The organism is Pseudomonas sp. SF2 (assembly GCF_036858055.1).
Classification (GTDB): Bacteria; Pseudomonadota; Gammaproteobacteria; order Pseudomonadales; family Pseudomonadaceae; genus Aquipseudomonas.
In genome coordinates this window covers 95,538-120,414 of sequence record NZ_JAMBDI010000009.1, presented here as the reverse complement: position 1 = coordinate 120,414, position 24,877 = coordinate 95,538, and the positions used below count along the sequence as shown (strand labels likewise).

24 protein-coding genes are annotated in these 24,877 nt (G+C 64.5%); 17 read left to right on the top strand and 7 right to left on the bottom strand.

Features of this window, described 5'->3' with window-relative positions; translation table 11 throughout:
* Positions 1-150: 150 nt before the first annotated feature.
* The 14 genes from M2S36_RS06305 to M2S36_RS06240 all read left to right on the top strand — a co-directional run bounded on the left by M2S36_RS06305 (position 151) and on the right by M2S36_RS06240 (position 14,581).
* Positions 151-588 carry an NfeD family protein gene (locus M2S36_RS06305; protein ID WP_207828850.1) on the top strand — a complete coding sequence of 146 codons (438 nt, stop codon included), beginning with the start codon at positions 151-153 and terminating at the stop codon, positions 586-588.
* A gap of 26 nt (positions 589-614) precedes the next feature.
* On the top strand, positions 615-1,469 hold the full coding sequence (locus tag M2S36_RS06300) for an SPFH domain-containing protein (RefSeq protein ID WP_013974384.1): 855 nt from the start codon (positions 615-617) through the stop codon (positions 1,467-1,469).
* Positions 1,470-1,614: 145 nt separating this feature from the next.
* Positions 1,615-2,004, top strand: a complete 390-nt coding sequence (locus M2S36_RS06295; protein ID WP_207828847.1) for a DUF2946 domain-containing protein — start codon at positions 1,615-1,617, stop codon at positions 2,002-2,004.
* A gap of 47 nt (positions 2,005-2,051) precedes the next feature.
* Positions 2,052-2,537 (top strand): copper chaperone PCu(A)C, encoded by a 486-nt coding sequence (locus M2S36_RS06290; RefSeq protein ID WP_207828845.1) that lies wholly within the window; start codon positions 2,052-2,054, stop codon positions 2,535-2,537.
* A 23-nt stretch (positions 2,538-2,560) separates the two neighbouring features.
* On the top strand, positions 2,561-2,992 hold the full coding sequence (locus tag M2S36_RS06285; RefSeq protein WP_233687348.1) for a DUF2946 domain-containing protein: 432 nt from the start codon (positions 2,561-2,563) through the stop codon (positions 2,990-2,992).
* A gap of 66 nt (positions 2,993-3,058) precedes the next feature.
* Positions 3,059-5,107, top strand: coding sequence for a TonB-dependent copper receptor (locus M2S36_RS06280; protein WP_333956843.1), 2,049 nt, complete (start codon positions 3,059-3,061; stop codon positions 5,105-5,107).
* 58 nt (positions 5,108-5,165) lie between these two features.
* The gene (locus M2S36_RS06275; protein ID WP_333956842.1) at positions 5,166-6,533 is read left to right on the top strand and encodes a PepSY-associated TM helix domain-containing protein; all 1,368 of its coding nucleotides are present in this window, start codon (positions 5,166-5,168) and stop codon (positions 6,531-6,533) included.
* Positions 6,534-6,770: 237 nt separating this feature from the next.
* Positions 6,771-8,177 (top strand): D-serine/D-alanine/glycine transporter, encoded by a 1,407-nt coding sequence (gene cycA / locus M2S36_RS06270; RefSeq protein WP_063911884.1) that lies wholly within the window; start codon positions 6,771-6,773, stop codon positions 8,175-8,177.
* 186 nt (positions 8,178-8,363) lie between these two features.
* The gene (urtA, locus tag M2S36_RS06265) at positions 8,364-9,629 is read left to right on the top strand and encodes an urea ABC transporter substrate-binding protein (RefSeq protein ID WP_207828820.1); all 1,266 of its coding nucleotides are present in this window, start codon (positions 8,364-8,366) and stop codon (positions 9,627-9,629) included.
* Positions 9,630-9,769: 140 nt separating this feature from the next.
* Positions 9,770-11,257, top strand: a complete 1,488-nt coding sequence (gene urtB, locus M2S36_RS06260) for an urea ABC transporter permease subunit UrtB (protein WP_333956841.1) — start codon at positions 9,770-9,772, stop codon at positions 11,255-11,257.
* Positions 11,257-12,336 (top strand): urea ABC transporter permease subunit UrtC, encoded by a 1,080-nt coding sequence (gene urtC / locus M2S36_RS06255; RefSeq protein WP_207828815.1) that lies wholly within the window; start codon positions 11,257-11,259, stop codon positions 12,334-12,336. The genes urtB and urtC overlap by 1 nt, the downstream gene beginning before the upstream one ends.
* A complete protein-coding gene (gene urtD, locus M2S36_RS06250; protein WP_207828813.1) occupies positions 12,333-13,190 on the top strand; it encodes an urea ABC transporter ATP-binding protein UrtD in 858 nt (285 codons plus the stop codon). Before urtC ends, urtD begins: the two co-directional genes overlap by 4 nt.
* Positions 13,191-13,335: 145 nt before the next feature.
* Positions 13,336-14,034: an urea ABC transporter ATP-binding subunit UrtE gene (urtE, locus tag M2S36_RS06245; protein WP_207828811.1), complete on the top strand. Its 699-nt coding sequence runs from the start codon at positions 13,336-13,338 to the stop codon at positions 14,032-14,034.
* 31 nt (positions 14,035-14,065) lie between these two features.
* Positions 14,066-14,581, top strand: coding sequence for a GNAT family N-acetyltransferase (locus M2S36_RS06240; RefSeq protein WP_207828795.1), 516 nt, complete (start codon positions 14,066-14,068; stop codon positions 14,579-14,581).
* Positions 14,582-14,707: 126 nt separating this feature from the next.
* Here the strand turns inward: M2S36_RS06240 and M2S36_RS06235 are convergent, their stop codons facing one another.
* Both M2S36_RS06235 and cbpA read right to left on the bottom strand, forming a co-directional pair.
* Complete coding sequence (locus M2S36_RS06235) at positions 14,708-15,013, bottom strand: chaperone modulator CbpM (protein WP_063911891.1); 306 nt, start codon at positions 15,011-15,013, stop codon at positions 14,708-14,710.
* 2 nt (positions 15,014-15,015) lie between these two features.
* Complete coding sequence (gene cbpA / locus M2S36_RS06230; RefSeq protein WP_025340804.1) at positions 15,016-15,969, bottom strand: curved DNA-binding protein; 954 nt, start codon at positions 15,967-15,969, stop codon at positions 15,016-15,018.
* 163 nt (positions 15,970-16,132) lie between these two features.
* On the opposite strand from cbpA, the gene M2S36_RS06225 reads away from it, so the two are divergent.
* The gene (locus M2S36_RS06225; protein ID WP_063911892.1) at positions 16,133-17,404 is read left to right on the top strand and encodes an Hsp70 family protein; all 1,272 of its coding nucleotides are present in this window, start codon (positions 16,133-16,135) and stop codon (positions 17,402-17,404) included.
* 134 nt (positions 17,405-17,538) lie between these two features.
* Here M2S36_RS06225 and M2S36_RS06220 read toward each other — a convergent pair whose 3' ends face one another.
* The 3 genes from M2S36_RS06220 to M2S36_RS06210 all read right to left on the bottom strand — a co-directional run bounded on the left by M2S36_RS06220 (position 17,539) and on the right by M2S36_RS06210 (position 19,758).
* On the bottom strand, positions 17,539-18,546 hold the full coding sequence (locus M2S36_RS06220; protein ID WP_207828786.1) for an AI-2E family transporter: 1,008 nt from the start codon (positions 18,544-18,546) through the stop codon (positions 17,539-17,541).
* Positions 18,547-18,617: 71 nt separating this feature from the next.
* Complete coding sequence (locus tag M2S36_RS06215; RefSeq protein WP_003258250.1) at positions 18,618-18,905, bottom strand: PsiF family protein; 288 nt, start codon at positions 18,903-18,905, stop codon at positions 18,618-18,620.
* Positions 18,906-18,969: 64 nt separating this feature from the next.
* Entirely contained in the window at positions 18,970-19,758 is a 789-nt protein-coding gene (locus M2S36_RS06210) for an AraC family transcriptional regulator (RefSeq protein ID WP_207828783.1), read from the bottom strand.
* 226 nt (positions 19,759-19,984) lie between these two features.
* On the opposite strand from M2S36_RS06210, the gene M2S36_RS06205 reads away from it, so the two are divergent.
* Positions 19,985-20,857, top strand: a complete 873-nt coding sequence (locus tag M2S36_RS06205) for a DMT family transporter (protein ID WP_207828780.1) — start codon at positions 19,985-19,987, stop codon at positions 20,855-20,857.
* On the opposite strand, the gene M2S36_RS06200 is transcribed toward M2S36_RS06205, so the two are convergent.
* Positions 20,854-21,744: an esterase/lipase family protein gene (locus tag M2S36_RS06200; RefSeq protein ID WP_207828778.1), complete on the bottom strand. Its 891-nt coding sequence runs from the start codon at positions 21,742-21,744 to the stop codon at positions 20,854-20,856. The two genes, M2S36_RS06205 and M2S36_RS06200, sit on opposite strands and share 4 nt — an antisense overlap.
* Before the next feature lie 122 nt (positions 21,745-21,866).
* Here M2S36_RS06200 and osmE point away from each other — a divergent pair, with 122 nt between their 5' ends.
* Entirely contained in the window at positions 21,867-22,208 is a 342-nt protein-coding gene (osmE, locus tag M2S36_RS06195) for an osmotically-inducible lipoprotein OsmE (protein ID WP_207828776.1), read from the top strand.
* A 93-nt stretch (positions 22,209-22,301) separates the two neighbouring features.
* Here the strand turns inward: osmE and M2S36_RS06190 are convergent, their stop codons facing one another.
* A complete protein-coding gene (locus M2S36_RS06190; RefSeq protein ID WP_233694609.1) occupies positions 22,302-24,368 on the bottom strand; it encodes an AsmA family protein in 2,067 nt (688 codons plus the stop codon).
* Positions 24,369-24,877: the final 509 nt, after the last annotated feature.

Sequence of the window (24,877 nt, the reverse complement as noted above, 5' to 3'; positions counted from 1 at the left end):
CCGCTCCCACAGGGGACGCGGCAATTTTCATACATTTGCCTACGGCAGTTGCTCTTACAGCCATTTCGGACTTTTCTTTCAGACCATGAAGTGGCCAGGTGCCGCACGGCTGCCTTAAACTCGGCACTCCCCCCGGAAGGCGCTACCCATATGGAAATGCAATGGTGGATCTGGCTGGTGTTCGGTATCGCGCTGACCCTGCTCGAACTGGTCCTGCCGACGTTCTTCATTCTCTGGTTCGGCATCGGTGCCGTGCTGGTGTCGCTCATTTCGCTGGCCGCCCCCGGCCTGCAACTGGATATGCAGGTACTGCTGTGGGTACTGCTGTCGTCAGTCACCACGGCGCTGTGGTTCAAGCTGTTCCGGCGCAAGCAACCCGACGTGCGCTGGACCGCCGAGAGCGTGATCGGCGAAGTGGGGCTGCTGACCGCTGGCGTCTCGGAGTTTCAGAAAGGCCGCGTGCGCTTCCAGAAGCCGATCCTCGGCAACGAAGAATGGACCTGCATCGCCGACAGCGAGATCGCGGCCGGCGAGCGGGTGCGCCTGACCGCCATCGAAGGGAACACCGTCCGGGTCATCCGGGCCTGAATCCGCACTAAAAGGAATTTCGCACCATGACCAGTCTCATCGTCGTCGTCGCCATCGCCCTGTTCGTCCTGATCACCGTGTTCAAGGGGGTGCGCATCGTGCCCCAGGGCGAGGAATGGGTCGTCGAACGCCTGGGCCGCTACCAGAGCACGCTCAAGCCCGGCCTGAACATCGTCATCCCGTACATGGACGTGGTTGCCTACCGCCTGCCGACCAAGGACATCATCCTCGATGTGCAGCAGCAGGAAATCATCACCCGGGACAACGCGGTGATCGTCGCCAACGCCCTGTGCTTCGCCAAGGTGGTCGACCCGCAGAAGGCCTCCTATGGCGTACAGGACTTCTCCTTCGCCGTCACCAGCCTGACCATGACCTCGCTGCGCGCCATCGTCGGTGCCATGGACCTGGACGAAGCGCTGTCCAGCCGCGAGCAGATCAAGGCGCGCCTGCGCGAGGCGATGTCCGAGCAGACCGAAGACTGGGGCGTGACCGTACGCTCGGTGGAAATCCAGGACATCAAGCCCTCGGAGAACATGCAACTGGCCATGGAACGCCAGGCGGCTGCCGAGCGCGAGCGCAAGGCCGACGTGACCCGTGCCGAAGGGGCGAAGCAGGCGGCGATTCTCGAGGCAGAAGCACGCTTGCAGGCAGCCAGGCTGGATGCCGAGGCACAGATCAGCCTGGCCGAAGCCTCGGCGCGGGCGATTTCGCTGGTCAAGGACGCGGTCGGCAACGAGACCGTGCCGGCGATGTACCTGCTGGGCGAGCGTTATGTGGGGGCGATGGAGAACCTGGCGGGCAGCAGCAATGCCAAGGTGGTGGTGTTGCCGGCGGACCTGCAGGAGACCGTGCGCGGGCTGATGGGCCGCAACAAGGCTTGAGATTGATTCAGCCCTCTTCGCGGGCACGCCCGCGAAGCAGGCGACACCGCTTCAACTGCTGGCCTGCGTCACTTCACCGCACCCCGCCATTTTTACCTATACTCGGCCTTACAATACCCACCACGATTCCTGACCGGATCTCTCCATGCCCCCACGTCGGCACATTGCCTGGATAGCCTGCCTTGCAGTGCTGTTCAACCTGCTGGCCATGCCGCTGTCCTCTGCCGCGCCCAAGGGCCCGGCCGAGCAGCTGCTGTGGGGGGCCTTCTGTTCCAGCATGGCCAACAAGGCCAAGGCCGACGTCCAGGCCCTGGCCAAGATCGACCTCGGCACGCAAAGCGACGACAGCGCCAGCATGATGAATTGCTGGTGCTGCTCCGGTGCCGCGCCGCTGCTGGCCCTGCCCGGCTACCCGCCGCAGCTGCACAACCCGCCGTTACTGCTCGCCGGGCTGCTGCCGCCACCTGCCGACTACCACGCCACGCCGCGCCAACTCTGGCCGGCGCTCAACCCCCGTGCCTCTCCGCTGGCCTGAGTTCATCACGCTGTCTGCCTGAACCTGAACAGAAACGGAGATTCACCATGCTCAAGCACGCCCTCGTCCTGGCCGCCCTGCTGCTGCCCGGCGCCTTTGCCAATGCCCACGAATACAGCGTGGGTGACCTGCACATCGCCCACCCCTGGTCACTGCAGTTGCCCCCAAACGCGCCCAACGTCGCGGCGTATTTCGTGGTGCACAACAACGGCCAGGCCGACGACCGCCTGCTCAGCGTCGACAGCCCCATCAGCGATGACGCACAACTGCACGAGCATGCCATGAGCACCAGCGGCGCCATGAAGATGCAGCAGGTGCCCAGCGTGGTGGTGCCCGCCGGCAAGAACCTGATCTTCGCACCCAGCGCCTACCATGTGATGCTGTTGCAGCCCAAGGACCGCAGCCTGCTCAGCGACGGCAAGCGCTTCCCGTTGACCCTGCACTTCGAAAAGGCCGGCAATATCACCGTCGATGTGGCCGTGCAGAAGCAGGCGCCGACGGACCAGCCGCAAGCCCACGAACACGCGCACTGATCACCTGCTGAAAGGCACTCGTCGTGAGCCTGCCGCGCAACAGCATCAGCCATACCACCCGCCCTGACCGCAGGCGCGCCGGTGGCGGATGGCTGAGCCTGTTCGCCATGTGGATGATCTTCATCGGCCCGCTGATTTCCCAGTCGATGCCGATGGACCACCACGCCGGCATGAGCATGCCGATGGACATGCCGATGGCGACTGCCCATCAGCATGGCGGCGACACCCATCACGGCCAGGCTGGCGATGGCCAGCTGCATGTGATGTGGGAAAAGTGCGGTTACTGCAGCCTGTTGTTCAACTGCCCGGCCCTGCCCCAGGCCCTCAGCCCGCTCAGCGCCGGCAGCGTCGTCCCCACCACCCACCTGTTTGCGCCCACGCGCCAGGGCCATGCCCGGCAGGCTGTATTCCCTGGTGCGCGCAGCCGCGCCCCACCTTCCTCGATCAACGTCTGAACCCACATTTTGCGCACGGAGCCAGGAGGCTTCGCGCTGACTCATGACTGATCGACTGGAATCATTATGTCCGGCTGCACCCCTGTTTTTGCCTTGTCCCTGCGTGGGACCATTGCCGCCGTGTGCGGCTCGCTGCTCGCGCCCGTGGCCCTGGCCGCCGACCCTGGCCATGAAGGCCATGCACACGACGCCCCCGAGCTGAGCCCGACGGTGATCACCGCCGTGGCCCCGAGCTCGCCGCTGACCGTGGTCACCAACCCGAAAGACCCGCGCCAGCCAGTGCCGGCCAGCGACGGCGCCGACTACCTGAAGACCATCCCCGGCTTCTCGGCCATCCGCGCCGGCGGCACCAACGGCGACCCGGTACTGCGCGGCATGTTCGGCTCACGCCTGAACATCCTCACCAATGGCGGCCTGATGCTGGGCGCCTGCCCCAACCGCATGGATGCCCCCACGTCGTATATTTCGCCGGAAACCTACGACCGCCTGACCGTGATCAAAGGCCCGCAAAGCGTGATCTGGGGCCCGGGCGGTTCGGCAGGCACCATCCTCTTCGAGCGCGAGCCGGAGAAGTTCGGCACCCTCGGCAGCCGGGTCAACGCCAGCCTGCTGGCCGGTTCCAACGGCCGCTTCGACAAGGTGCTGGACGCGGCCGCCGGTAACAACCTGGGCTACGCCCGTTTCGTCGGCAACCAGTCGCGCTCGGACGACTACCATGACGGCAGCGACAACACCGTGCCGTCACGCTGGGACAAATGGAACGGCGATGTCGCCCTCGGCTGGACGCCCGACCAGGACACCTTGCTGGAACTCACCGCCGGCAAGGGCGATGGCGAGGCCCGCTATGCCGGGCGCGGCATGGACGGCTCGCAGTTCAAGCGCGAAAGCCTGGGCCTGCGGTTTGAAAAATCCAACCTCGGCGAGGTGCTCGACAAGGTCGAGGCGCAGGTCTACTACAACTACGCCGACCACGTGATGGACAACTACAGCCTGCGCACGCCTTCGGGCAGCGGCATGATGGGCATGCCGATGGTCAGCAACGTCGACCGCCGCACCATGGGCGCACGCATCAAGGCCACCTGGCGCTGGGCCGACGTGCAACTGATCGGCGGCATTGACGCGCAGACCAACGAACATCGCAAGCGCAGTGGCATGGGCGTGGACGCGCACAAGGGCAAGGCCTGGACCAAGGACGCCGACTTCCACAACTACGGTGCCTTCGGCGAACTGACCTGGTACGTCAGCGGTGAGGACCGGTTGATCAGCGGTGCCCGCCTGGACCGCGCCTCGGCCCGCGACTTCCGCGCGACCAGCGCCACCAACGGCAACACCCGCGCCGATACCTTGCCCAGCGGCTTCGTGCGCTACGAACACGACCTGGCGGCGCTACCGGCCACCACCTACATCGGCCTCGGTCATGTGCAACGCTTCCCTGACTACTGGGAGCTGTTCTCCGCAGGTGGCCCCTCGGGCTCGGTCAATGCCTTCGACAGCATCAAGCCGGAGAAGACCACCCAGCTCGACTTCGGTGTCCAGTACCGCGACGAACGCATGGAAGCCTGGGCGTCCGGCTACGTGGGGCAGATCCGCGACTACATCCTGTTCGATTACCTGGGGATGAGCTCCCGGGCCCGTAACATCGACGCCCGCATCATGGGCGGCGAACTGGGCGCGGCCTACCAGTTGACGGAAAACTGGAAGGCCGACGCCACGCTGGCCTACGCCTGGGGCAAGAACAGCAGCGATGGCACAGCGCTGCCGCAAATGCCGCCCCTGGAAAGCCGCCTGGGCCTGACCTACAGCCGTGATGTGTGGAGCGTCGGCGCACTGTGGCGGCTGGTGGCGGAACAGAACCGCATCGCCGAGAAACAGGGCAACGTGGTCGGCAAGGACTACGACAAGAGCGCCGGCTTCGGCGTGTTCTCGCTCAATGGCGCCTACAAGGTGAGCAACCACCTCAAGCTCAGCGCGGGGGTCGACAACCTGTTCGACAAGACCTACGCCGAGCACTTGAACCTGGCCGGGAACGCCGGGTTCGGCTACCCGGCAACCGATCCACAGCCGGTCAACGAGCCAGGCAGGACCTTCTGGACCAAGGTCGACTTCAGCTTCTGACAACAACAACGGGCGCGGCGCAGGTCGCGCCCATCTGCTGGTCAAACAGGAGGTTCCCATGAGAGGAACACGCATCAATTTCTACAACCTGGCCTGGCGTTGGCACTTCTATGCGGGGCTGTTCGTGGCCCCGTTCATGATCCTGCTGGCGATCACCGGGATCATCTACCTGTTCAAGCCGCAACTCGACCCACTGCTGTATCGCGAGCTGATGGTGGTCGAAGCCGGCCACCACCGACAGGGCGCGGACGCGCTGCTGGCCGAGGTGCGCAAGGCCTACCCCAAGGGCCACGTTGGCCAGTACCTGCCGCCGCTGGACGCCGAACGCAGCGCGCAATTCGTGGTGCATGACGCTGGGCGCGAACTGAACGTCTTCGTCGCCCCCTACAGCGGCAAAGTCCTCGGCGAACAGGATGGCAAGCAGAACCTGCAGGCCATCGCCCGCGCCCTGCATGGCGAGCTGATGGTCGGCACGGTCGGCGACCGCCTCGTGGAGTTGGCCGCCGGCTGGGGCATCGTGCTGGTGGTGTCGGGGCTTTACTTGTGGTGGCCACGCGGGCGCAATGGTGCTGGCGTGCTGTGGCCGCGGCTGTCGGCACGCGGCCGACCGTTCTGGCGCGACCTGCATGCGGTCACCGGTTTCTGGGGCTCGGCCTTGTTGCTGCTGATGCTGGTCAGCGGCATGACCTGGACCGGGCTGTGGGGCAAGCAGTACGCCGACTTGTGGAACCGCTTTCCGGCGGCCATGTGGAACGACGTGCCCAAGTCGGACCGCCAGGCGGGTGAACTCAACAGCGCACACCGCCAGACCGTTCCCTGGGCGTTGGAAAACACGCCGATGCCGCAGTCCGCTGCACACGCCGAACATGCCGGGCACCACATGATGTCGAGCGCGCCGGCAGCGCCGCAGGTAAGCCTGCAGCAGGTCGAAGACATCGCTACCGCGCGCCAGGTCGAACCGGGCTACAGCATCACCCTGCCCACCTCGGCCGATGGCGTGTTCACCGTTGCCGTGTTCGCCGACGACCCGCGCAACGACGCCACCCTGCATGTCGACCAGTACACCGGCAAGGTCCTGGCCGATGTGCGCTGGCAGGACTACAGCCCGGTCGCCCGCGCCACCGAGCTGGGCGTGATGCTGCATGAAGGCAAGATGTTCGGGGCGTTCAACCAGATCATCATCCTGCTGGTGTGCCTGATGATCCTGCTGGGCTCGGTGAGCGGGCTGGTGATGTGGTGGAAGCGCAGGCCGGCCGGCGGGCTGGGCGTGCCGCCGCTGCGCCATGACCTGCCGCGCTGGAAGGCGGCGGTGGGGGTGATGCTGGTGCTGGGGTTGATGTTCCCGCTGGTGGGGGTGTCCATGGTGGTGATGTGGCTGGTGGATAGCCTGGTGGTCAGGCGCGGCCGGGTGCTGGCCAGCGCTTGAGCCTTGCTTTGTCTGTGCCGGCCCTTTCGCGGGTAAACCCGCTCCCACAGGTTCTGCGCCAGGCCTGAGGGCAGCGCGGTCCCTGTAGGAGCGGGTTCACCCGCGAAGAGGCCGGCACAGGCATGAGACTGCTACCCAAAAGTCGAGTCGATCTGTCGCGCCCCGAACTGGAACGCGCGTGTTAGCCTAGCCGGCTACCTCTGACAAGACGACCGACCGTTCAACGGAATGCAGCCTATGACGCAAACCTCACCCACAGCGCCAGATGAACAGCATCTGCAACGCAACCTGACCAACCGCCACATCCAGCTGATCGCCATCGGCGGCGCGATCGGTACCGGCCTGTTCATGGGCTCGGGCAAGACCATCAGCCTGGCCGGGCCGTCGATCATCTTCGTCTACATGATCATCGGCTTCATGCTGTTCTTCGTCATGCGCGCCATGGGCGAACTGCTGCTGTCCAACCTCAACTACAAGTCGTTCATCGATTTCTCCGCCGACCTGCTCGGCCCCTGGGCGGGCTACTTCACCGGCTGGACCTACTGGTTCTGCTGGGTGGTCACCGGCATCGCCGACGTGGTCGCGATCGCGGCATACACGCAATTCTGGTTCCCGGAGCTGCCGCAGTGGATACCGGCGCTGACCTTCGTGGCGCTGCTGCTGTCACTGAACCTGGTAACCGTGAAGATGTTCGGTGAACTGGAGTTCTGGTTCGCCCTGGTCAAGATCGTCGCCATTCTCGGTCTGGTCGCTACCGGCGCATACATGGTCATCAGCGGCTTTACCTCGCCCAGTGGGCGCACCGCGCAGCTGGCCAACCTGTGGAACGACGGTGGCATGTTCCCCAATGGCCTGATGGGCTTCTTCGCCGGTTTCCAGATCGCCGTGTTCGCCTTCGTCGGTATCGAGCTGGTGGGTACCACCGCCGCCGAAGCGAAGAACCCGGAGCGCACCCTGCCGCGGGCGATCAACTCGATCCCGTTGCGGATCATCATGTTCTACGTACTGGCACTGATCGCAATCATGGCCGTCACACCTTGGCGCGACGTGGTACCGGGCAAGAGCCCGTTCATCGAGCTGTTCGTGCTGGCCGGCCTGCCGGCGGCAGCGAGTATCATCAACTTCGTGGTGCTGACCTCGGCGGCCTCGTCGGCCAACGGCGGCGTGTTCTCCACCAGCCGCATGCTGTACGGCCTGGCGCGGGAAGGTGACGCACCCAAGGCGTTCGAGAAGCTGTCGGGCCGCTCGGTGCCTGCCAATGGCCTGTACTTCTCCTGCACCTGCCTGCTGCTGGGTGCAGTGATGATCTACCTGGTGCCGAACGTGGTCGAGGCATTCACCCTGATCACCACCGTTTCGGCAGTGTTGTTCATGTTTGTCTGGACGCTGATCCTGCTGTCGTACCTGCAGTACCGCAAGCAGCGAGCGGCGCTGCACCAGGCGTCGAAATTCAAGATGCCGGGCGGGCGCTTCATGTGCTACGTGTGCCTGGTGTTCTTTGCCTTCATCCTGGTGTTGCTGAGCCTGGAGGAAGATACCCGCGCGGCATTGCTGGTGACGCCGATCTGGTTTGTGCTGCTGGCGGTGACCTATCAGGGGGTGCGCAGCAAGCGCCATCCGCGCACGGCTGTGCGTAACGGCTGATGGCCTCGGGGGCTGCTTTGCAGCCCCAATCCTGTGCACACAAATCCATCAGGCACCAAACTGGATCCAACCCACGCCCCAACACCTCGCACACCCCCTCTATTGCGCACCTTCCGCCGTTAGGCACACCCCTTGCAACACCCCTCCCCGCTTGCCCAACACATAAAAACTCAGCGGAGAGAGCACATGAAGCGACGCAGTCTGATCAAGGCCTTCACCCTTAGCGCATCAATTGCCGCAATGGGCCTGAGCTGGAGCATCCAGGCCGCCGAGACCATCAAGGTCGGCATCCTGCATTCGCTGTCGGGGACCATGGCCATTTCCGAGACTTCGCTCAAGGACATGGCGCTGATGACCATCGAACAGATCAACGCCAAGGGCGGCGTCAACGGCAAGCTGCTCGAACCGGTGGTGGTCGACCCGGCCTCCAACTGGCCACTGTTCGCCGAAAAGAGCCGCCAGCTGCTGACCCAGGACAAGGTGGCAGTGGTGTTCGGCTGCTGGACCTCGGTGTCGCGCAAGTCGGTGCTGCCAGTGTTCGAAGAGCTCAACGGCCTGCTGTTCTACCCAGTGCAGTACGAGGGTGAAGAGATGTCGCCGAACGTGTTCTACACCGGCGCCGCGCCCAACCAGCAGGCCATCCCGGCCGTGGAGTACCTGATGAGCGAGGACGGCGGCAGCGCCAAGCGCTTCTTCCTGCTGGGCACCGACTACGTCTACCCGCGCACCACCAACAAGATCCTGCGCGCCTTCCTGCACAGCAAGGGCGTGGCCGACAAGGACATCGAAGAGGTGTACACGCCGTTCGGCCACAGCGACTACCAGACCATCGTCGCCAACATCAAGAAGTTCTCCGCCGGTGGCAAGACCGCAGTCATCTCCACAGTCAATGGTGACTCCAACGTGCCGTTCTACAAGGAGCTGGCCAACCAGGGCCTGAAGGCCACCGACGTGCCGGTGGTGGCCTTCTCGGTGGGCGAAGAAGAACTGCGCGGCATCGACACCAAGCCGCTGGTCGGCCACCTGGCGGCGTGGAACTACTTCGAGTCGGTGGATAACCCGGTCAACCAGAAATTCGTCGCCGACTGGAAGGCCTACGCCAAGGCCAAAGGCCTGCCGGGTGCCGACAAGGCGGTGACCAACGACCCGATGGAAGCCACCTACGTCGGTATCCACATGTGGGCCCAGGCCGCCGAGAAGGCCAAGTCCACCGATGTCGACAAGGTCCGCGAAGCCTTGGCCGGGCAGACCTTCAAGGCACCGTCGGGCTTTACCCTGACCATGGACAAGACCAACCACCACCTGCACAAGCCGGTGATGATCGGCGAGATCCAGGATGACGGGCAGTTCAGCGTGGTCTGGGAAACCGAGCAACCGCTGCGGGCGCAGCCTTGGAGCCCGTTCATTCCGGGCAACGACAAGCGCCCTGATTACGCCGTGAAAGGTAATTGAGAGCCGTTGGGGCCGCCTTGCGGCCCATTCGCGGGTAAACCCGCTCCCACAGGTTCGATGCAAGGTTAGAAACCTGTGCGATCCCTGTGGGAGCGGGTTTACCCGCGAAGAATCCACCGCTGTATTCCAGGATTGCTCGCATGCTCAGACTCCTGCTAACCCTTCTTCTGCTGATCCCCCTGGCCACCCAGGCCAGCGAGGGCGAATTCTTCCTCACCGCCAAGCCCGCCGAGCAGGCCCAACTGCTCGAAAGCTGGGCGGCGCAACCCGATGCCGCACGCCTGCCGCTGCTGGACAACCTGCGCCAGGGCCGCATCGCCGTCGATGACACGCGCAAGGTACGCCTGAACAACCGCCTGCGCGGCCTGATCGACAATGCCCTGGCCAGCCACCAGTTGCTCAGCGACAACAGCGACATCCGCCTGGCCGCAGCCCAACAGCTGCAGAAGAGCGCGCAACCGGCGCAAATGGCCTTCCTCGACCGGCGCTTCGCCAGCGAACCGGACGCCGCCGTGCACGCCGCCCTCGGCCTGGCCTTGGCCAACCTGCAACTGGGTGCCAGCGAACCGGCAGTACGCCTGGCCGCCGTACGCCTGCTCGGCGAAACCGGTGACCCGCTGGCCCGCACCCGCCTCGAAGCGCTGCTGCAACCCAACGCGGAAACCGACCCGGGCGTGCGCACCGCCGCAGCAACCAGCCTGGCCCAGGTCCAGCGCAAGCTGCTGGTCGGCGAGCTGCTCGGTCAGGCCTTCAGCGGCCTGTCGCTGGGTTCGATCCTGCTGCTGGCAGCCCTTGGCCTGGCCATCACCTTCGGCCTGCTCGGGGTGATCAACATGGCCCACGGCGAAATGCTGATGCTCGGCGCCTACAGCACCTACATGGTCCAGATACTGCTGCAGCGCTACGCCCCCGGCGCCATCGAGTTCTACCCGCTGATCGCCCTGCCAGTCGCTTTCACTGTCAGTGCCGGGGTCGGCATGGCGCTGGAGCGCACGGTGATCCGCCACCTCTACGGCCGCCCACTGGAAACCTTGCTGGCGACCTGGGGCATCAGCCTGATCCTGATCCAGGCCATTCGCCTGCTGTTCGGCGCGCAGAACGTCGAAGTCAGCAACCCGGCCTGGCTTTCGGGTGGCATCCAGCTGCTGCCCAACCTGATACTGCCATACAACCGCCTGGTGATCATCGGCTTCGCCCTGGCCGTGGTACTGCTTACCTGGCTGCTGCTCAACCGCACACGGCTGGGCCTGAACGTGCGCGCGGTCACCCAGAACCGCAACATGGCCGCCTGCTGCGGCGTATCCACCGGGCGCGTCGACATGCTCGCCTTCGGCCTCGGCTCGGGCATCGCCGGGCTCGGCGGCGTGGCCCTGAGCCAGGTCGGCAACGTCGGCCCGGACCTGGGCCAGAGCTACATCATCGACTCGTTCCTGGTGGTGGTGCTCGGTGGCGTCGGCCAGTTGGCCGGCAGCCTCTGGGCCGCCTTCGGCCTTGGCATCGCCAACAAGCTGCTGGAGCCGCAGATCGGCGCCGTGCTCGGCAAGATCCTCATCCTTGCGTTGATCATTCTGTTCATCCAGAAGCGCCCGCAAGGCCTGTTCGCCCTCAAGGGACGGGTAATCGACTGATGAACCAGCCACTGCTTGTCACCGCTACTCAAAAGGCCGGGCCACGGCTGACGCTGGCCATCGGCGCCGTCGTCGTCCTGCTGCTGGTGGCCCTGCCGCTGCTGTCGCTGCTGCCGGCTGATCATGCCCTGCACGTGTCGGCCTACACCCTGACCCTGGTCGGCAAGATCCTCTGTTACGCCATCGTCGCCCTGGCCCTGGACCTGGTCTGGGGCTACGCCGGGCTGCTGTCGCTGGGCCACGGGCTGTTCTTCGCCCTCGGTGGCTACGCCATGGGCATGTACCTGATGCGCCAGGCCGCCGGTGACGGCCTGCCGGGGTTCATGACCTTCCTGTCGTGGAGCGAGCTGCCGTGGTACTGGGCCGGCACCCAGCATTTCGCCTGGGCCCTGTGCCTGGTGGTGCTGGCGCCCGGGCTGCTGGCGCTGGTGTTCGGCTGGTTCGCCTTCCGCTCGCGGATCAAGGGCGTGTACTTCTCGATCATGACCCAGGCGCTGACCTTCGCCGGCATGCTGCTGTTCTTTCGCAACGAAACCGGCTTTGGCGGCAATAACGGCTTTACCAGCTTCCGCACTCTGCTTGGCTTCGACATTGCCGCGCCGGGTACACGGGCGGTGTTGTTCCTGCTCACCGTGACCCTGCTGCTGGCCAGCCTGTACCTGTGCTGGCGCCTGACCCGCAGCAAGTTCGGCCGCCTGCTCACCGCCGTGCGCGACGCCGAGAACCGCCTGATGTTCTGCGGCTACGACCCACGCGGTTTCAAGCTGCTGGTGTGGGTGCTGAGCGCCGTGCTGTGTGGCCTGGCCGGCGCGCTGTACGTGCCGCAGGTGGGCATCATCAACCCCAGCGAAATGTCGCCGACCAACTCCATCGAAGCCGCCGTGTGGGTGGCCCTGGGCGGGCGCGGCACGCTGATCGGCCCGCTGCTCGGTGCCGGCCTGGTCAATGGCATGAAGAGCTGGTTCACCGTAGCCTTCCCGGAGTTCTGGCTGTTCTTCCTCGGTGCGCTGTTCATCCTCGTCACCCTGTACCTGCCCAAGGGCGTGGTCGGTCTGTTGAAAAAAAGGAGCCAGCCATGAGAGGCGTGCCCGCGGTACACCCTGAATTCATGCTCGAACCGGTGTTCGACAACCTTGGCGCCGGCCGCGACGCCATCGGCCTGGGCCAGAGCCGCAAGGCCGGCCTCGACACCCGCCACGGCACGCTGCTGAGCCTGGAAGACATCAGCGTCAGCTTCGATGGGTTCAAGGCGCTGAACGCGCTGAACCTGTACATCGGCGTGGGCGAGCTGCGCTGCATCATCGGCCCAAACGGGGCCGGCAAGACCACCATGATGGATGTGATCACCGGCAAGACCCGGCCCGACAGCGGCACGGCCTATTTCGGTGACACCCTCGACCTGACCCGCATGAGCGAATACCAGATCGCCCAGGCCGGCATTGGCCGCAAGTTCCAGAAGCCCACGGTGTTCGAGGCGCTGACGGTGTTCGAGAACCTGGAGCTGGCACTGAAGACCGACAAATCGGTATGGGCCAGCCTGGCAGCGCGGCTGGGTGGTGAGCAGCGCCAACGCATCGACGAGGTGCTGGGCACCTTGCGCCTGTTGCCGCTGGCCCAGCGCCAGGCAGGCTTGTTGTCGCATGGACAGAAGCAATTCCTGGAGATCGGCATGCTGCTGGTGCAGGAGCCGCAACTGCTGTTGCTGGACGAGCCGGTGGCGGGCATGACCGATGCCGAGACCGAGTTCACCGCCGAACTGTTCAAGGGCCTGGCCGGCAAGCATTCGCTGATGGTGGTGGAGCATGACATGGGGTTTGTCGGCAGCATTGCCGACCATGTGACCGTGCTGCACCAGGGCAGTGTGCTGGCGGAAGGGTCGCTGGAGCAGGTGCAGGCGGATGAGCGGGTGGTCGAGGTGTATCTGGGCCGCTAGACATGGATACCTGTGCCGGCCTCTTCGCGGGTAAACCCGCTCCCACAGGTACGGTACAGGCCTGAAGAGCTGCGCGGTCCTTGTGGGAGCGGGTTTACCCGCGAAAGGGCCGGCACAGGCAAAGCAGATTTCCCAGGAACCACACATGCTGAAAATCGACACCCTGCACCAGTACTACGGCGGCAGCCATATCCTCCGGGGCCTGTCCTTCGAAGCCAAGGTCGGCGAAGTCACCTGCCTGCTGGGCCGCAACGGCGTGGGCAAGACCACCCTGCTGCGCTGCCTGATGGGCCTGGTACCCGCCCGCGATGGCAGCATCGAATGGGAAGGCAAGCCGATCACCAGCCTCAAGCCCCAGCAACGGGTCCAGTCCGGCATCGCCTACGTGCCCCAGGGCCGCGAGATTTTCCCGCGTCTCACTGTCGAGGAAAACCTGCTGATGGGCCTTTCGCGCTTCCCCGCCCGTGAAGCTCGGGAGGTACCGCCCTTCATCTACGAACTGTTCCCCGTGCTGGAACAGATGAAGCAACGCCGTGGCGGTGACCTGTCCGGCGGCCAGCAGCAACAGCTGGCCATCGGCCGCGCCCTGGCCAGCCGACCGCGCCTGCTGATCCTCGACGAGCCCACCGAGGGCATCCAGCCTTCGGTGATCAAGGAGATCGGCGCAGTCATCCGTCGCCTGGCCGAGCGTGGCGACATGGCCATCCTGCTGGTGGAGCAGTTCTACGACTTCGCCGAGGAGCTGGCCGACCAGTACCTGGTGATGGCCCGTGGCGAGATCATCCAGCGCGGCCGTGGCGAAAACATGCAAGCCGAGGGTGTGCGTGGGCTGGTAACCATTTAATCTGCAAACAACGACCCTGCGAGACGCTGTCATGAGTCATGAAATCCGCGATGCCCTGCCTGCCGACGTGCCGGGCATCCTCGACATCTACAACGACGCGGTGCGCAACTCCACGGCGATCTGGAACGAAACCCCGGTGGATTTGGCCAACCGCCTGGCCTGGTTCGCCGCACGCGCACAGCAGGGCTACCCGATCCTGGTGGCGGTGGATGGGAGCGGTGTGCTGGGCTATGCATCGTTTGGCGACTGGCGGCCATTCGAGGGCTTTCGCAACACCGTTGAACACTCGGTGTACATCCGTGGCGACCAGCGGGGCAAGGGGCTGGGGCCGCTGCTGATGGCAGCGCTGGTCGAGCGTGCACGCAAGTGTGGCAAGCATGTGATGGTGGCGGCCATCGAGAGCGGCAATGCAGCGTCGGTGCACCTGCACGAGCGCCTGGGCTTCGTAGTGACCGGGCAGATGCCGCAGGTGGGGGTGAAGTTTGGCCGGTGGCTGGACTTGACCTTCATGCAGCTGGTGCTGAACCCGGGGGCTGAACCAAGCTGAATTTGATTTTGCCTGTACTGGCCTCTTCGCGGGTAAACCCGCTCCCACTGGTACTGCACACATCTCAGGGATCGTGCGATTCCTGTGGGAGCGGGTTCACCCGCGAAGAGGCCGGGCCTGCAAAACTCACATCTGGATAAACCTGCCCAACCGCTGCCTCAGCATGCTGTTCTCACTGCGCAACTGCTGCACTTCCTGCAGCAGCTCCAGCGCCAGCGCCACCCCTTCCCACTCCAGTTCCAGCTCCTGATGCAGCTTCGCCGCGCGTTTGGCCAGTAACGGCGCCTGATCGTCGAACAACCAGTCCTCCGGCGTTCGCCCGGAAGGTTCGACAATGCCGTGCTCGACGATTTCGATCACGCAGTCAGCCGTGATATCGGCCTCCTGACACAGGGTACGCATGTCCAGTTGAACGATCAGGGTGCTGCTCATGATCACTTACTCCATTGTGTCCTCGGGTTGAACGCAGCCTTCTCGGAAAGCTTGGTCCACAGTTCGCGGGCAGACTCGTCGGATGCTGGCGGCATGACCACTTTCAATTGCGCGTAAAGGTTGCCACGCTCGCCGCTCTTGTTGGCCAGGCCCTTGCCCGGTACGCGCAGGCGCTGGCCGCTCTGGCTGTCGGGGCGGATGGTGAGGTTGATCTTGCCGTCCAGGGTCGGCACGGCCACCTTGGCGCCCAGTGCTGCCTCCCACGGTGCCAGCGGCACGGTGATGATCAGGTCATGACCTTCGACATCGAACAGTGGGTGCGGTGCCATGCGAATGGTCAGGAACAGGTCACCATTGGCCCCGCCACCGCTGCCCGGCGCGCCCTGGCCCTTGAGGCGGATGCGCTCGCCATCGGTCACCCCGGCCGGAATCTTCACGTTCAGGGTCTTGGTAGTGAACCCGGTGCGCTGGCCCATGGCATTGGTCTGCGGCACCTGGAAGCTGATCTGCTTGGACTCCTTGCTCAGGGTCTCTTCAAGGAACACTGCCAGTTCTAGCTCCACGTCCTGCCCTCGCCTGCCGGCGCTGCGTTGCTGCTGCCGGGCGCCACCGAACGGGTTGCCTCCTCGGCCACCAAAGATCGAGCTGAAGAAGTCGGAAAAATCACCGCCCTCGAAGCCACCGCCACCGCCACGGCTTTCCCACCCCGGTGGTGCCTGGAACGGCCGGCCATGCTGGCCACCGTACTTGCGGATTTCGTCGAACTCGGCACGTTTCTGCGCGTCGCCCAGCACTTCGTAGGCCTCGTTGGCCTCCTTGAATTTTTCCTCGGCGTCGCGCTCCTTGCTGACGTCGGGGTGATACTTGCGCGCCAGCTTGCGGTACGCGGCCTTGATCGCCTTGTCATCCGCCGTGGGCTCTACGCCGAGTATCTTGTAATAGTCTTTGAAGTCCATCTATGGATCACCAATGTGAATGTGCGTGTTGCAAAAGAAGATAGGGGTCAAGCATAGCCTTTCAAGACCGCCTTGGGTTTGCGCCATGGCAGACGACTGGTCTTGATTCTGTAGCCAACTGGCATAAACTGCGCGGCCGTTTTGCCTCCGGAAGCCTTTTCCCATGTCTGACGTATCGCCGGCCCGCGCCCTGGGCATCGACTTCGGCACCTCCAACTCCACGGTCGGCTGGCACCGCCCGGGTGTCGAATCGCTGATCGCCCTGGAAGACGGCAAGATCACCCTGCCGTCGGTGGTGTTCTTCAACATCGAGGAGCGTCGCCCGGTATATGGCCGCCTGGCGCTGCACGAGTACCTGGAAGGCTATGAAGGCCGCCTGATGCGCTCGCTGAAAAGCCTGCTGGGTTCCAAGCTGATCAAGCACGACACCAGCGTGCTGGGCAGCGCCCTGCCGTTCAAGGACCTGCTGGGCATGTTCATCGGCGAGCTGAAAAAGCGCGCCGAGGCCGCTGCCGGCCGCGAATTCGACCAGGTGGTACTGGGTCGCCCGGTGTTCTTCGTCGACGAAGACCCGGCTGCCGACCAGGAGGCCGAAGACACCCTGGCCGAAGTGGCGCGCAAGATCGGCTTCAAGGACGTGTCGTTCCAGTACGAGCCGATTGCCGCGGCGTTCGACTACGAGTCGGGCATCAGCCGCGAAGAGCTGGTGCTGATCGTCGACATCGGCGGTGGTACCTCGGACTTCACCCTGATCCGCCTGTCGCCCGAGCGCCACCTGGTGGCCGAGCGCCAGAGCGACATCCTCGCCACCGGCGGCGTGCACATCGGCGGTACCGACTTCGACAAGCAGCTGAGCCTGCAGGGCGTGATGCCGCTGTTCGGCTACGGCAGCCGCATGAAGAGCGGCGCGCTGATGCCGACCAGCTACCACCTCAACCTCGCCACCTGGCACACCATCAACGCCCTGTACTCGCAGAAGTCGCAGCTGGCGCTGGGCAGCATGCGCTATGACATCGAGGACACGCTGGGCATCGACCGCCTGTTCAAGCTGATCGAGGAGCGTGCCGGGCACTGGTTGGCGATGGAAGTGGAGGCCAGCAAGATCGAGCTGACCGAGCAGCAGAGCCGCCACGTCGACCTCGGCCGCATCGAGCGCGAGCTGGGCGTGGACCTGTCCCGGGCGCTGTTCGAGGGGGCTATCGAAGGGTTGCTGGAGCGGGTGCGTGGTAGCGTGAGCGAATTGCTGGCCAAGGCTGGTGTGAGCGAGACCCAGGTCGATACGGTGTTCTTCACCGGTGGTTCCAGCGGGATCCCGGCGCTGCGCAACAGTGTGTCGGCGATGCTGCCGAATGCGCGGCATGTGGAAGGCAATATCTTTGGCAGCATTGGCAGCGGGCTGGCCATCGAGGCACGCAAGCGTTACGGCGCTGCCTGAGCCATCCCTTTTACCTGTACCGGCCTCTTCGCGGGTAAACCCGCTCCCACAGGGCTCGCGCAAGTCTTGAGAGCTGTGGCGTACTTGTGGGAGCGGGTTTACCCGCGAAGAGGCCGGTACAGGCTAATGAAGAATCAGACCAGTTCGGCCCGCTTCAGCTCACTCTTCAGGTAGGCATAGTAGATCGGCCCCGCCACCACCCCCGGCAGCCCGAACGCTGCCTCGAACACCAGCATCGCCAGCAGCAATTCCCACGACTTGGCACTGATCTGCCCGCCCACGATCCGCGCGTTGAGGAAGTACTCGACCTTGTGGATGACGATCAGGTAACCCAGCGCCGCCGCCGCCACCCAGATCGACAGCGACAAGCCGACGATGGTGATCAGGGTGTTCGACATCAGGTTGCCGATCACCGGCAGCAGGCCCAGCAGGAAGGTCAGCACGATCAGCGTCTTGGTCAGCGGCAGGTGCACGTCGAACATCGGCAGCACCAGGGCCAGGAAAATGCCGGTGAAGGTAGTGTTGAGCAGCGAAATCTTGATCTGCGCGAAGACGATGTTGCGAAACGCCTGCACCAGCAGGCTCAGGCGCTCGAACAGCGCCGCCGCCAGTGGCTTGCGCCGGGAGATATCGGGGATGCGCTGCAAGGCGACGATGGCGCCGAGGATCATGCCGATCAACAGGGTGACGAACATGTGCGCCATGCCCTTGCCCACCAGTTGCAGGTCGCTCAGGTGGCTCTTGATCCAGTCACCGATGGCCACCTTGAACTCCGCCGCACTGGCCGGCAGGTAGCCTTCGATGAATGGCGGTAGCTGCCCACGGGCGCGCTCCACCAAGGCCATGAACTTGTCCAGCGAGGCACCGGGGTTTTCTGCCTCGTGCAGCAGGAAGCTGAAGGCCCCGGCAAACAGCAGGGTCAGGGTGCTGACCACCAGCGTGCCGAGCAGCGCCACCGCCAGCCAACGGGCGCGCTGCCCGGCCAGCAGTGGCTGCAGCCGCGGCGTGAGCATGTTGACCAGCTCGAACACCAGCAGGCCGGCCAACAGGCTCGGCAGCAATTTCAGGGGCAGCGCCAGCAACAGGCCGGCAAACACGATGATCCAGCTGGCCAGGGTGACCTGGCGAGGGGTGAAGGTCATACAGCCTCAACGGCAGACAACGGGAAAGACCCGCAGTCTGCCAGCCTTACGCCTGCAGGCATAGGCGCAGGTCATTTCTTCTTCAGACAGTCACTCATGAACGCTTTGCGCTCGTCACCCTTCAGGGCCTTGGTGGTGGCGTCGGCGTTGCAGGTTTTCATCTTCTCTTGCTGGGTTTGCGGCACGTCCTTCTTCAGGCAGGTACTCATGAAGGCTTTGCGCTCATCGCCCTTGAGGGCCTTGGCGGTGGCGTCGGCGTTGCAGGTTTTCATCTTTTCCTGCTGCGCGGTATTGGCGGCGAAGCCTTGGGCGCTGAACAACACCGCCAACACCAGTAAGGGGATTTGCAGCACTTTCATGGAGTGGTCTCCTTGGCTCCGTGCCCGATGCACGGTGGTCGAGCTGAGTGTAGCCAATAAATGCTCAACGCCCCGCCCGTGCCTGGCGGCGGTATTGCTCGGGCGTGCAATGGGCCTGGCGCTGGAACATGGCGATGAACGCCGACGCGCTGCTGTAGCCCAGGTCGAAGGCGATGGCCTGGATCGACTGGCCGGCTTCCAGCGCTTCGATGGCTCGCAGAAAGCGCAGGCGCAGGCGCCATTCACCAAAACTGATGCCCAGTTCGCGCAGAAACTGGCGGGCCAGGGTACGTTCGCTGACATGCACCCGGGCTGCCCAGTCGGCCAGCGGGCGGTTGTCGCCTGGCTCGGCGCCGAGGGCATCGAGCACTTGGCGCAACCCGTCGCTGTGGGCAAACGGCAGGTAGCAGGCCTGGGCGGGTGCCAGCAGCAACTGGTCGAGCAGCACCTGCACCAGGCGCTGGTCGCGCTCACCCTCGGCCACCCGCAGGTCACGCCGGGCGAAGTCGGCGAGGATGGCCTTGAGGATGTCGCTGATCATCAGGCTGCACGGTTGCTGCGGCAGGGCGGCGCAGAGGCTGCGGTCCAGGTAGACCGAGTGGTAGACGATGGCCTGTGGGTTGTAGCAGCCATGCTCGGTGTCGGGCGGCACCCACACGGCGTATTGCGGCGGCGACAGGAAGCGCTGGCCGGCGACCTCCAGCTGCATCACGCCGTGGGCGGTGTAGTTGAGCTGGCCCCAGGCGTGGCGATGCAGGGCGCTGTGCGTGTCGGCACCGAACTCGTCGTGGCGGAAGTACACCGGGGCCGGGAGCTGGGTGAACCGAGGAATGTCGAGGTATTTGCGCGGCATGCTGTCTGCTTGGCGGGGTGAGTTGTCTGGATAGGAGTATAGGCTTGTAAACAGACAATCGATAATACAGGCCTATCGAGGGCCTGCGCCGCAGGCCTTCGCGGGCTCGCCCGCTCCCACAGGATCTGCGCCAGCTTTCAGGCCTGGATATCCCTGTGGGAGCGGGCAAGCCCGCGAAGGGCTGCAAAGCAGCCCCCATTCCAGGCCCCAGCGAGTAACCTGCTACATGAACTACCTGTTCCCCCTCACTGCCATCCTCATCTGGGCCGGCAACACCGTGGTCACCAAGATGTCCGCCGGTGCCATCCACCCCGCCGAGATCGGCTTCTACCGCTGGCTGCTGGCCGCGCTGCTGTTCACCCCGTTCCTGCTGCCCGCCGTGTGGCGCAATCGCGCGGCCATCCGCCCGCAGCTGGGCAAGGTGTTCGTGCTGGGCGTGCTGGGCATGGCGCTGTACCAGAGCCTGGCCTACTTCGCCGCCGGCATCACCAGCGCCACCAACATGGGCATCATCCTCTCGCTGATGCCGCTGATGTCACTGGCGCTGTCCATCGCCTGGCTGGGCCAGCGCCTGAGCTACGGCGCCCTGCTGGGCGCACTGGTGTCATTTTTCGGCGTACTGGAAGTGGTCAGCGCCGGCCACCCCGCCGTCCTGTTGCAACAAGGCCTGAACAGCGGCGACCTGCTGATGCTGGTGGCCACCCTGGCCTACGCGCTGTACAGCTTCCTGCTGAAGAAATGGCAGCTGCGCCTGCCACCGATGCAGTTGCTGTACCTGCAGGTGCTGATGGCCATCGTCGTGCTGCTGCCGCTGTTCCTGCTGTCGGACAAGACTGGCCTGAACAGCCGCAACATTGGCCTGGTGCTGTACGCCTGCGTGCTGGCCTCGATGATCGCCCCTCTGGTATGGATGAAGGCCGTGCACCGCCTGGGCCCAAGCCGTACCACGCTGTTCTTCAACCTGCTGCCACTGGTCACCGCGCTGATCGCCGCCGTGGTGCTCGACGAGCAGCTGGCCCGCTATCACCTGGTCGGCGGCCTGCTGACCCTGGCCGGCGTGATACTGGCCGAGCGCTGGACCACACCGATCCGCCGTTAGAGCCCTGCCGCCTTGAGCCGGGCGGCATGTTCGATGAACAGCCGCACCGGTTCGGCGCCCTTGCCCACCGCGCCAAGCGACTGGTTGACGATATCCAGGTGGTCGAGCGGGTAGTCGTCGCCGATCACCTGCCCCAGGTGCGAACTGAAGCGCCCGACCATGCCGTCGCAATGGCCCTTTTCCTTGACGAAACTGCGTGCGAACAGGCGGCAGAAGTGGCTGCTGCCATCGATGCGGTTGCGCCCCTGGTCGGTCAGGCCGGGCTGCAAGGTGCCGGACCAGGAGTAATAGCGCACGCCATCGACCTCATACGCCCCTTCCCCGCCCCAGGTGCCTGGCAGCCCCTGTGGATAAGCCTGGTTGAACAGCGCCACCCCGGCGCTGGTCAACGACTGGTGCGAGGCGTGTACATCCACCGGCAGCGGGTCGCGGCGCCAGCCGGTTTCCAGCCACACCAGCAGCACGGCCAAGCCATGCAGCACAGCCTTGAGGATGCGCCCCTGCGGGGAATCGCCCGGTGCCGTACGTGCCAGGTAATCGGCCAGTTCCGAGCCATGGTTGGGCCCTGCCACCGACGTGACCGAAGCCACCCGCCCGGGCCGCCTGGCGGCAGCGTAGCGTGCGTTCAGGGCGCCCTGGCTGTGGCCGATGAGGTTGACCTTTTCCGCGCCGGTGCGCTGGCAGATGTCTTCGATGATCGCCAGCAACTGCTCGCCGCGCACCTCGCTGGAATGCAGCGGCGAAACCTGCACCGGGAACACCTGCGCCCCGCCCTTGCGCAGGGCCGGCACGATGCCGAACCAGTAGGGATAGAGCACTACCCGGACAAAACCGAGCATGCCCGGCACCAGCACCAACGGGTATCGCGTGGCCAATTCCTGCTGCATTGCCCCAGCTCCTTTCCGTGGACGACCGGCCAACACTACAGCGGCCTTGATGACCATCGCAATCGAACTCCGGGAGCGCGCTGCGGTTCAAAACCACACAGACCTTTGCAAGGAGCGAAACCATGTACAAGCAGACCCTGGCAATCCTTCTGGCAAGCGCCACCCTCGCCGCCTGCGGCAGCCGTCCGGAAAACCCGGTTGACTACGTCACCTACCGCGACGAACCGCTGGTCAGGCAAGTGGAAAAAGGCATGACCATGCAGAAGGTCATCGCCATCGGCGGCAGCCCGTCCAGCGTGAGCGACCTGCCCCACGGCGGCACCTGCAACGACTACATCCTCAACCGCGATGGCCACCAGCAGCCCTACTACGTGCGCTTCGACGCCACCGGCCATGTCGATGCCAAGGGCTTCAAGACTTGCAAACAGCGCGAAGAAGACAGCGCCGCCGTCCACGGCGCGTAAGCCTTATATCCTGGCGCAGGAAGAAGAGCACGCGGACGATCTGTCGACCTGTTGCAAGGGCTGTAACCGCAAGGGGCCGCAACGCGGCCCCCGTCATTTCTTGCCTTTCACCACCGTCGGCGCCTTGCCCGCCTTCATCTGCTGCAACAGTGGCGTGCACTGGTTCGGATCATCCCCGCTGCTAGGCGCAATCAGCGCCAGCAACCCCGCCGCTGGCCCGGCCACCACCCCCAGTGCCACCATCCCCGCCCCGCGCAACGCCAGCGGTACCGCTTGCACCCCGGCACTGGGCCTGGCGAACGGCCCGCGCACATACAGCGGCGAGCGCAGCGAGAACAGCCGCAGGCCTTTCGATTCCGGGTTTATTTTCAGGTCCAGCTGCTCAGTGGCGAAATTGGCCGTGCCGTTGATGTAGATGATCGCGTTCTCGGTATCGAAGATGAACAGGCGTGTGGTCGCCAGGCCATCCTTGATGCCCACATCGGCCGCCGCACAGTTGATCTTCACATCCTCATCGCCAAACAGCTTGCCGACCACGTAGTTGCCCACGTTCAACCCGGCAATCTCCATCAGGCTGCGGCTGATGGCGCCATCGTTGATCAGCATGCGCAGGTCACCATTGGCCGTGCCCAGCAAGGCGGCCACCGAGTTGCCCCGACCAGTGATATCGGCATCACCATTCAACTCACCGAAGCTGGTCTGCATCGGCGCAAAGGAGGGGAACAACTGCTTGAGCTTGAAGCCCCGCGCCGTCAGGCGGGCGCGCCCCTGCAACGGTACGTTGCGGCCATCCAGGCGGATCCTGGAAGCCAGATTGCCGCCAGCCACGCCAAAACGCAGGGGCTCCAGACGCAGCAGGCCGTCCTCCAGGATCACGTGGGCCGACAGGTCGTTGAACGGCAATTGCGCGCTGTGCACGATGCGCTTGCCGGCGAAGGTGACGTCGGCGTCCATGGCACGCCAACGTTCGGTGCGGAACTCCTCCACCGGCAGCACCTTGCCTGCCGGCTGCTTGCTGGCACCGCCGCGGGCCTTCTGCTCGGCGTTGGAGTCGGCGCCGATCAGCGGCGCCAGGTCCTTGAACAGCAACTGGTCGGACACCAGGTTGCCGGACAGCTTGGGCCTTGGCTGGCTGGCAACGAAGGCCAGGTCGCCGTGGATATCGCTGTCACCGATCTTGCCGTTGAAGCCCTGGTAGTTGAAGGTCGCCCCTTGCGCCGCCTGCAGGTTGGCGCTGAGGTGACCGTCGGTGGAATAGGCCGGGGTGTCGGGCAAGGTCACGCCGGTCAAAGGGTAGAGGTTGCCCAGGCTGGCCCCGGACAAGCGCAGGCGCAGGTCGAGGGCACCGAGGTTGCGCGGGTCGGTCAGGGTACCGGCGAGCACCACATGGGTGTCGGCGATGCGCACGTCAGCCTGCAGCGGGAACGGCTGGCTGGCGTCCTGCAGGGCCAGCAGGCCACCGATCTTGCCGGTGCCGGACACTGGCTGGCCTTTGTAGCGGCCCTGGGCCTTGAGCCCGAAGGCATAGTCCTGCGCGGCACCGGCCTTCTCGGCGCGGGCCTTGCCGACAATGTCGCTGAACGGGACAGGCTTGCCCAGCGGGTCGATCTGCACCTTCATGCTGGTTTTCAGGGTTTGGTCATCGAAGCTGACACTGCCCTGGTCGAAGCCGATGGCGCCGATGTCCAGCTGCCATTTGGAAGGCTCTGCGTTTTCATCCTTGGGGCCGAAGTCGAAGGCCCAGTTGGCGCGGCCATCGGCCAGGCGGGTAAGGTTGGCTGTAGGCCTGGTCAGCTCGATACGCGGGATGCTGATCTGCTGGAATAGCAGCGGCAACGGCGCCAGGCGGAACGCCACGCGCTCCAGGCCGACCATCTTCGGCTCCTTGAGCCACTCGGGGTTGCCCAGGGTCAGGTCTTCGGCAATGAAGTGCGGCCAGGGCACCCAGGCACGCCAGCCCCCCTCTTCAGGTTCGGTGCGCCAGTCCACGGCAAGGTTGCCATTGATCGCGAAGGGCCGCTGCAGGGCCTCGGAGACTTTCTCGTTGAGCAGGGGCTTGACGCGGTTCCAGTCGAAGGTGGCGATCACCACCACCAGGATCGCCAGCAGGGTCAGCAGGCTGGTGAAGGTCCAGACGAGGATTCTGGCGGGACGCGTCATTGCGTGATTCTCCTTGCGGCATGGCACAGAACAGGCACAGCGGTGGCACTCAATATCTCGGACTGATGAAAGCCCGTGGGGTTTTATCGATGGCGCCATGATAACGAAGTTTTTCCTGGCCTTTCGCTCAGCAACTCGTTGCGCCAAGTTGCGCGCGTTACCCGTCAGCAGCACCATCAAAACGCCAGCACATGGCCTGTAAAGCGCTGTGTAGAGCAGCTTCCAACCTCTATCAATACGGTCGATTGTTACCATTACCCGTATGAACTTCTCTCTGGCGTTACCCGGCGTAGCATTGGCTCCGTACCCACTTTCCAGCCCCCGAGAGGAGCACCGAAATCATGAAACGCCATCTGCTGACCCTGACCCTGTCCATCCTGGCTGCCAACGCTTTTGCCCTGCCAGCCGACGAGCAACACCTGACCGCCGAATCGCGTTCCAGCGCTGCGGAAATCGCCCAACCGCTGAAAACTGTTGCCGAAGGTGGTTCCGATCGCCTGATCGAACGT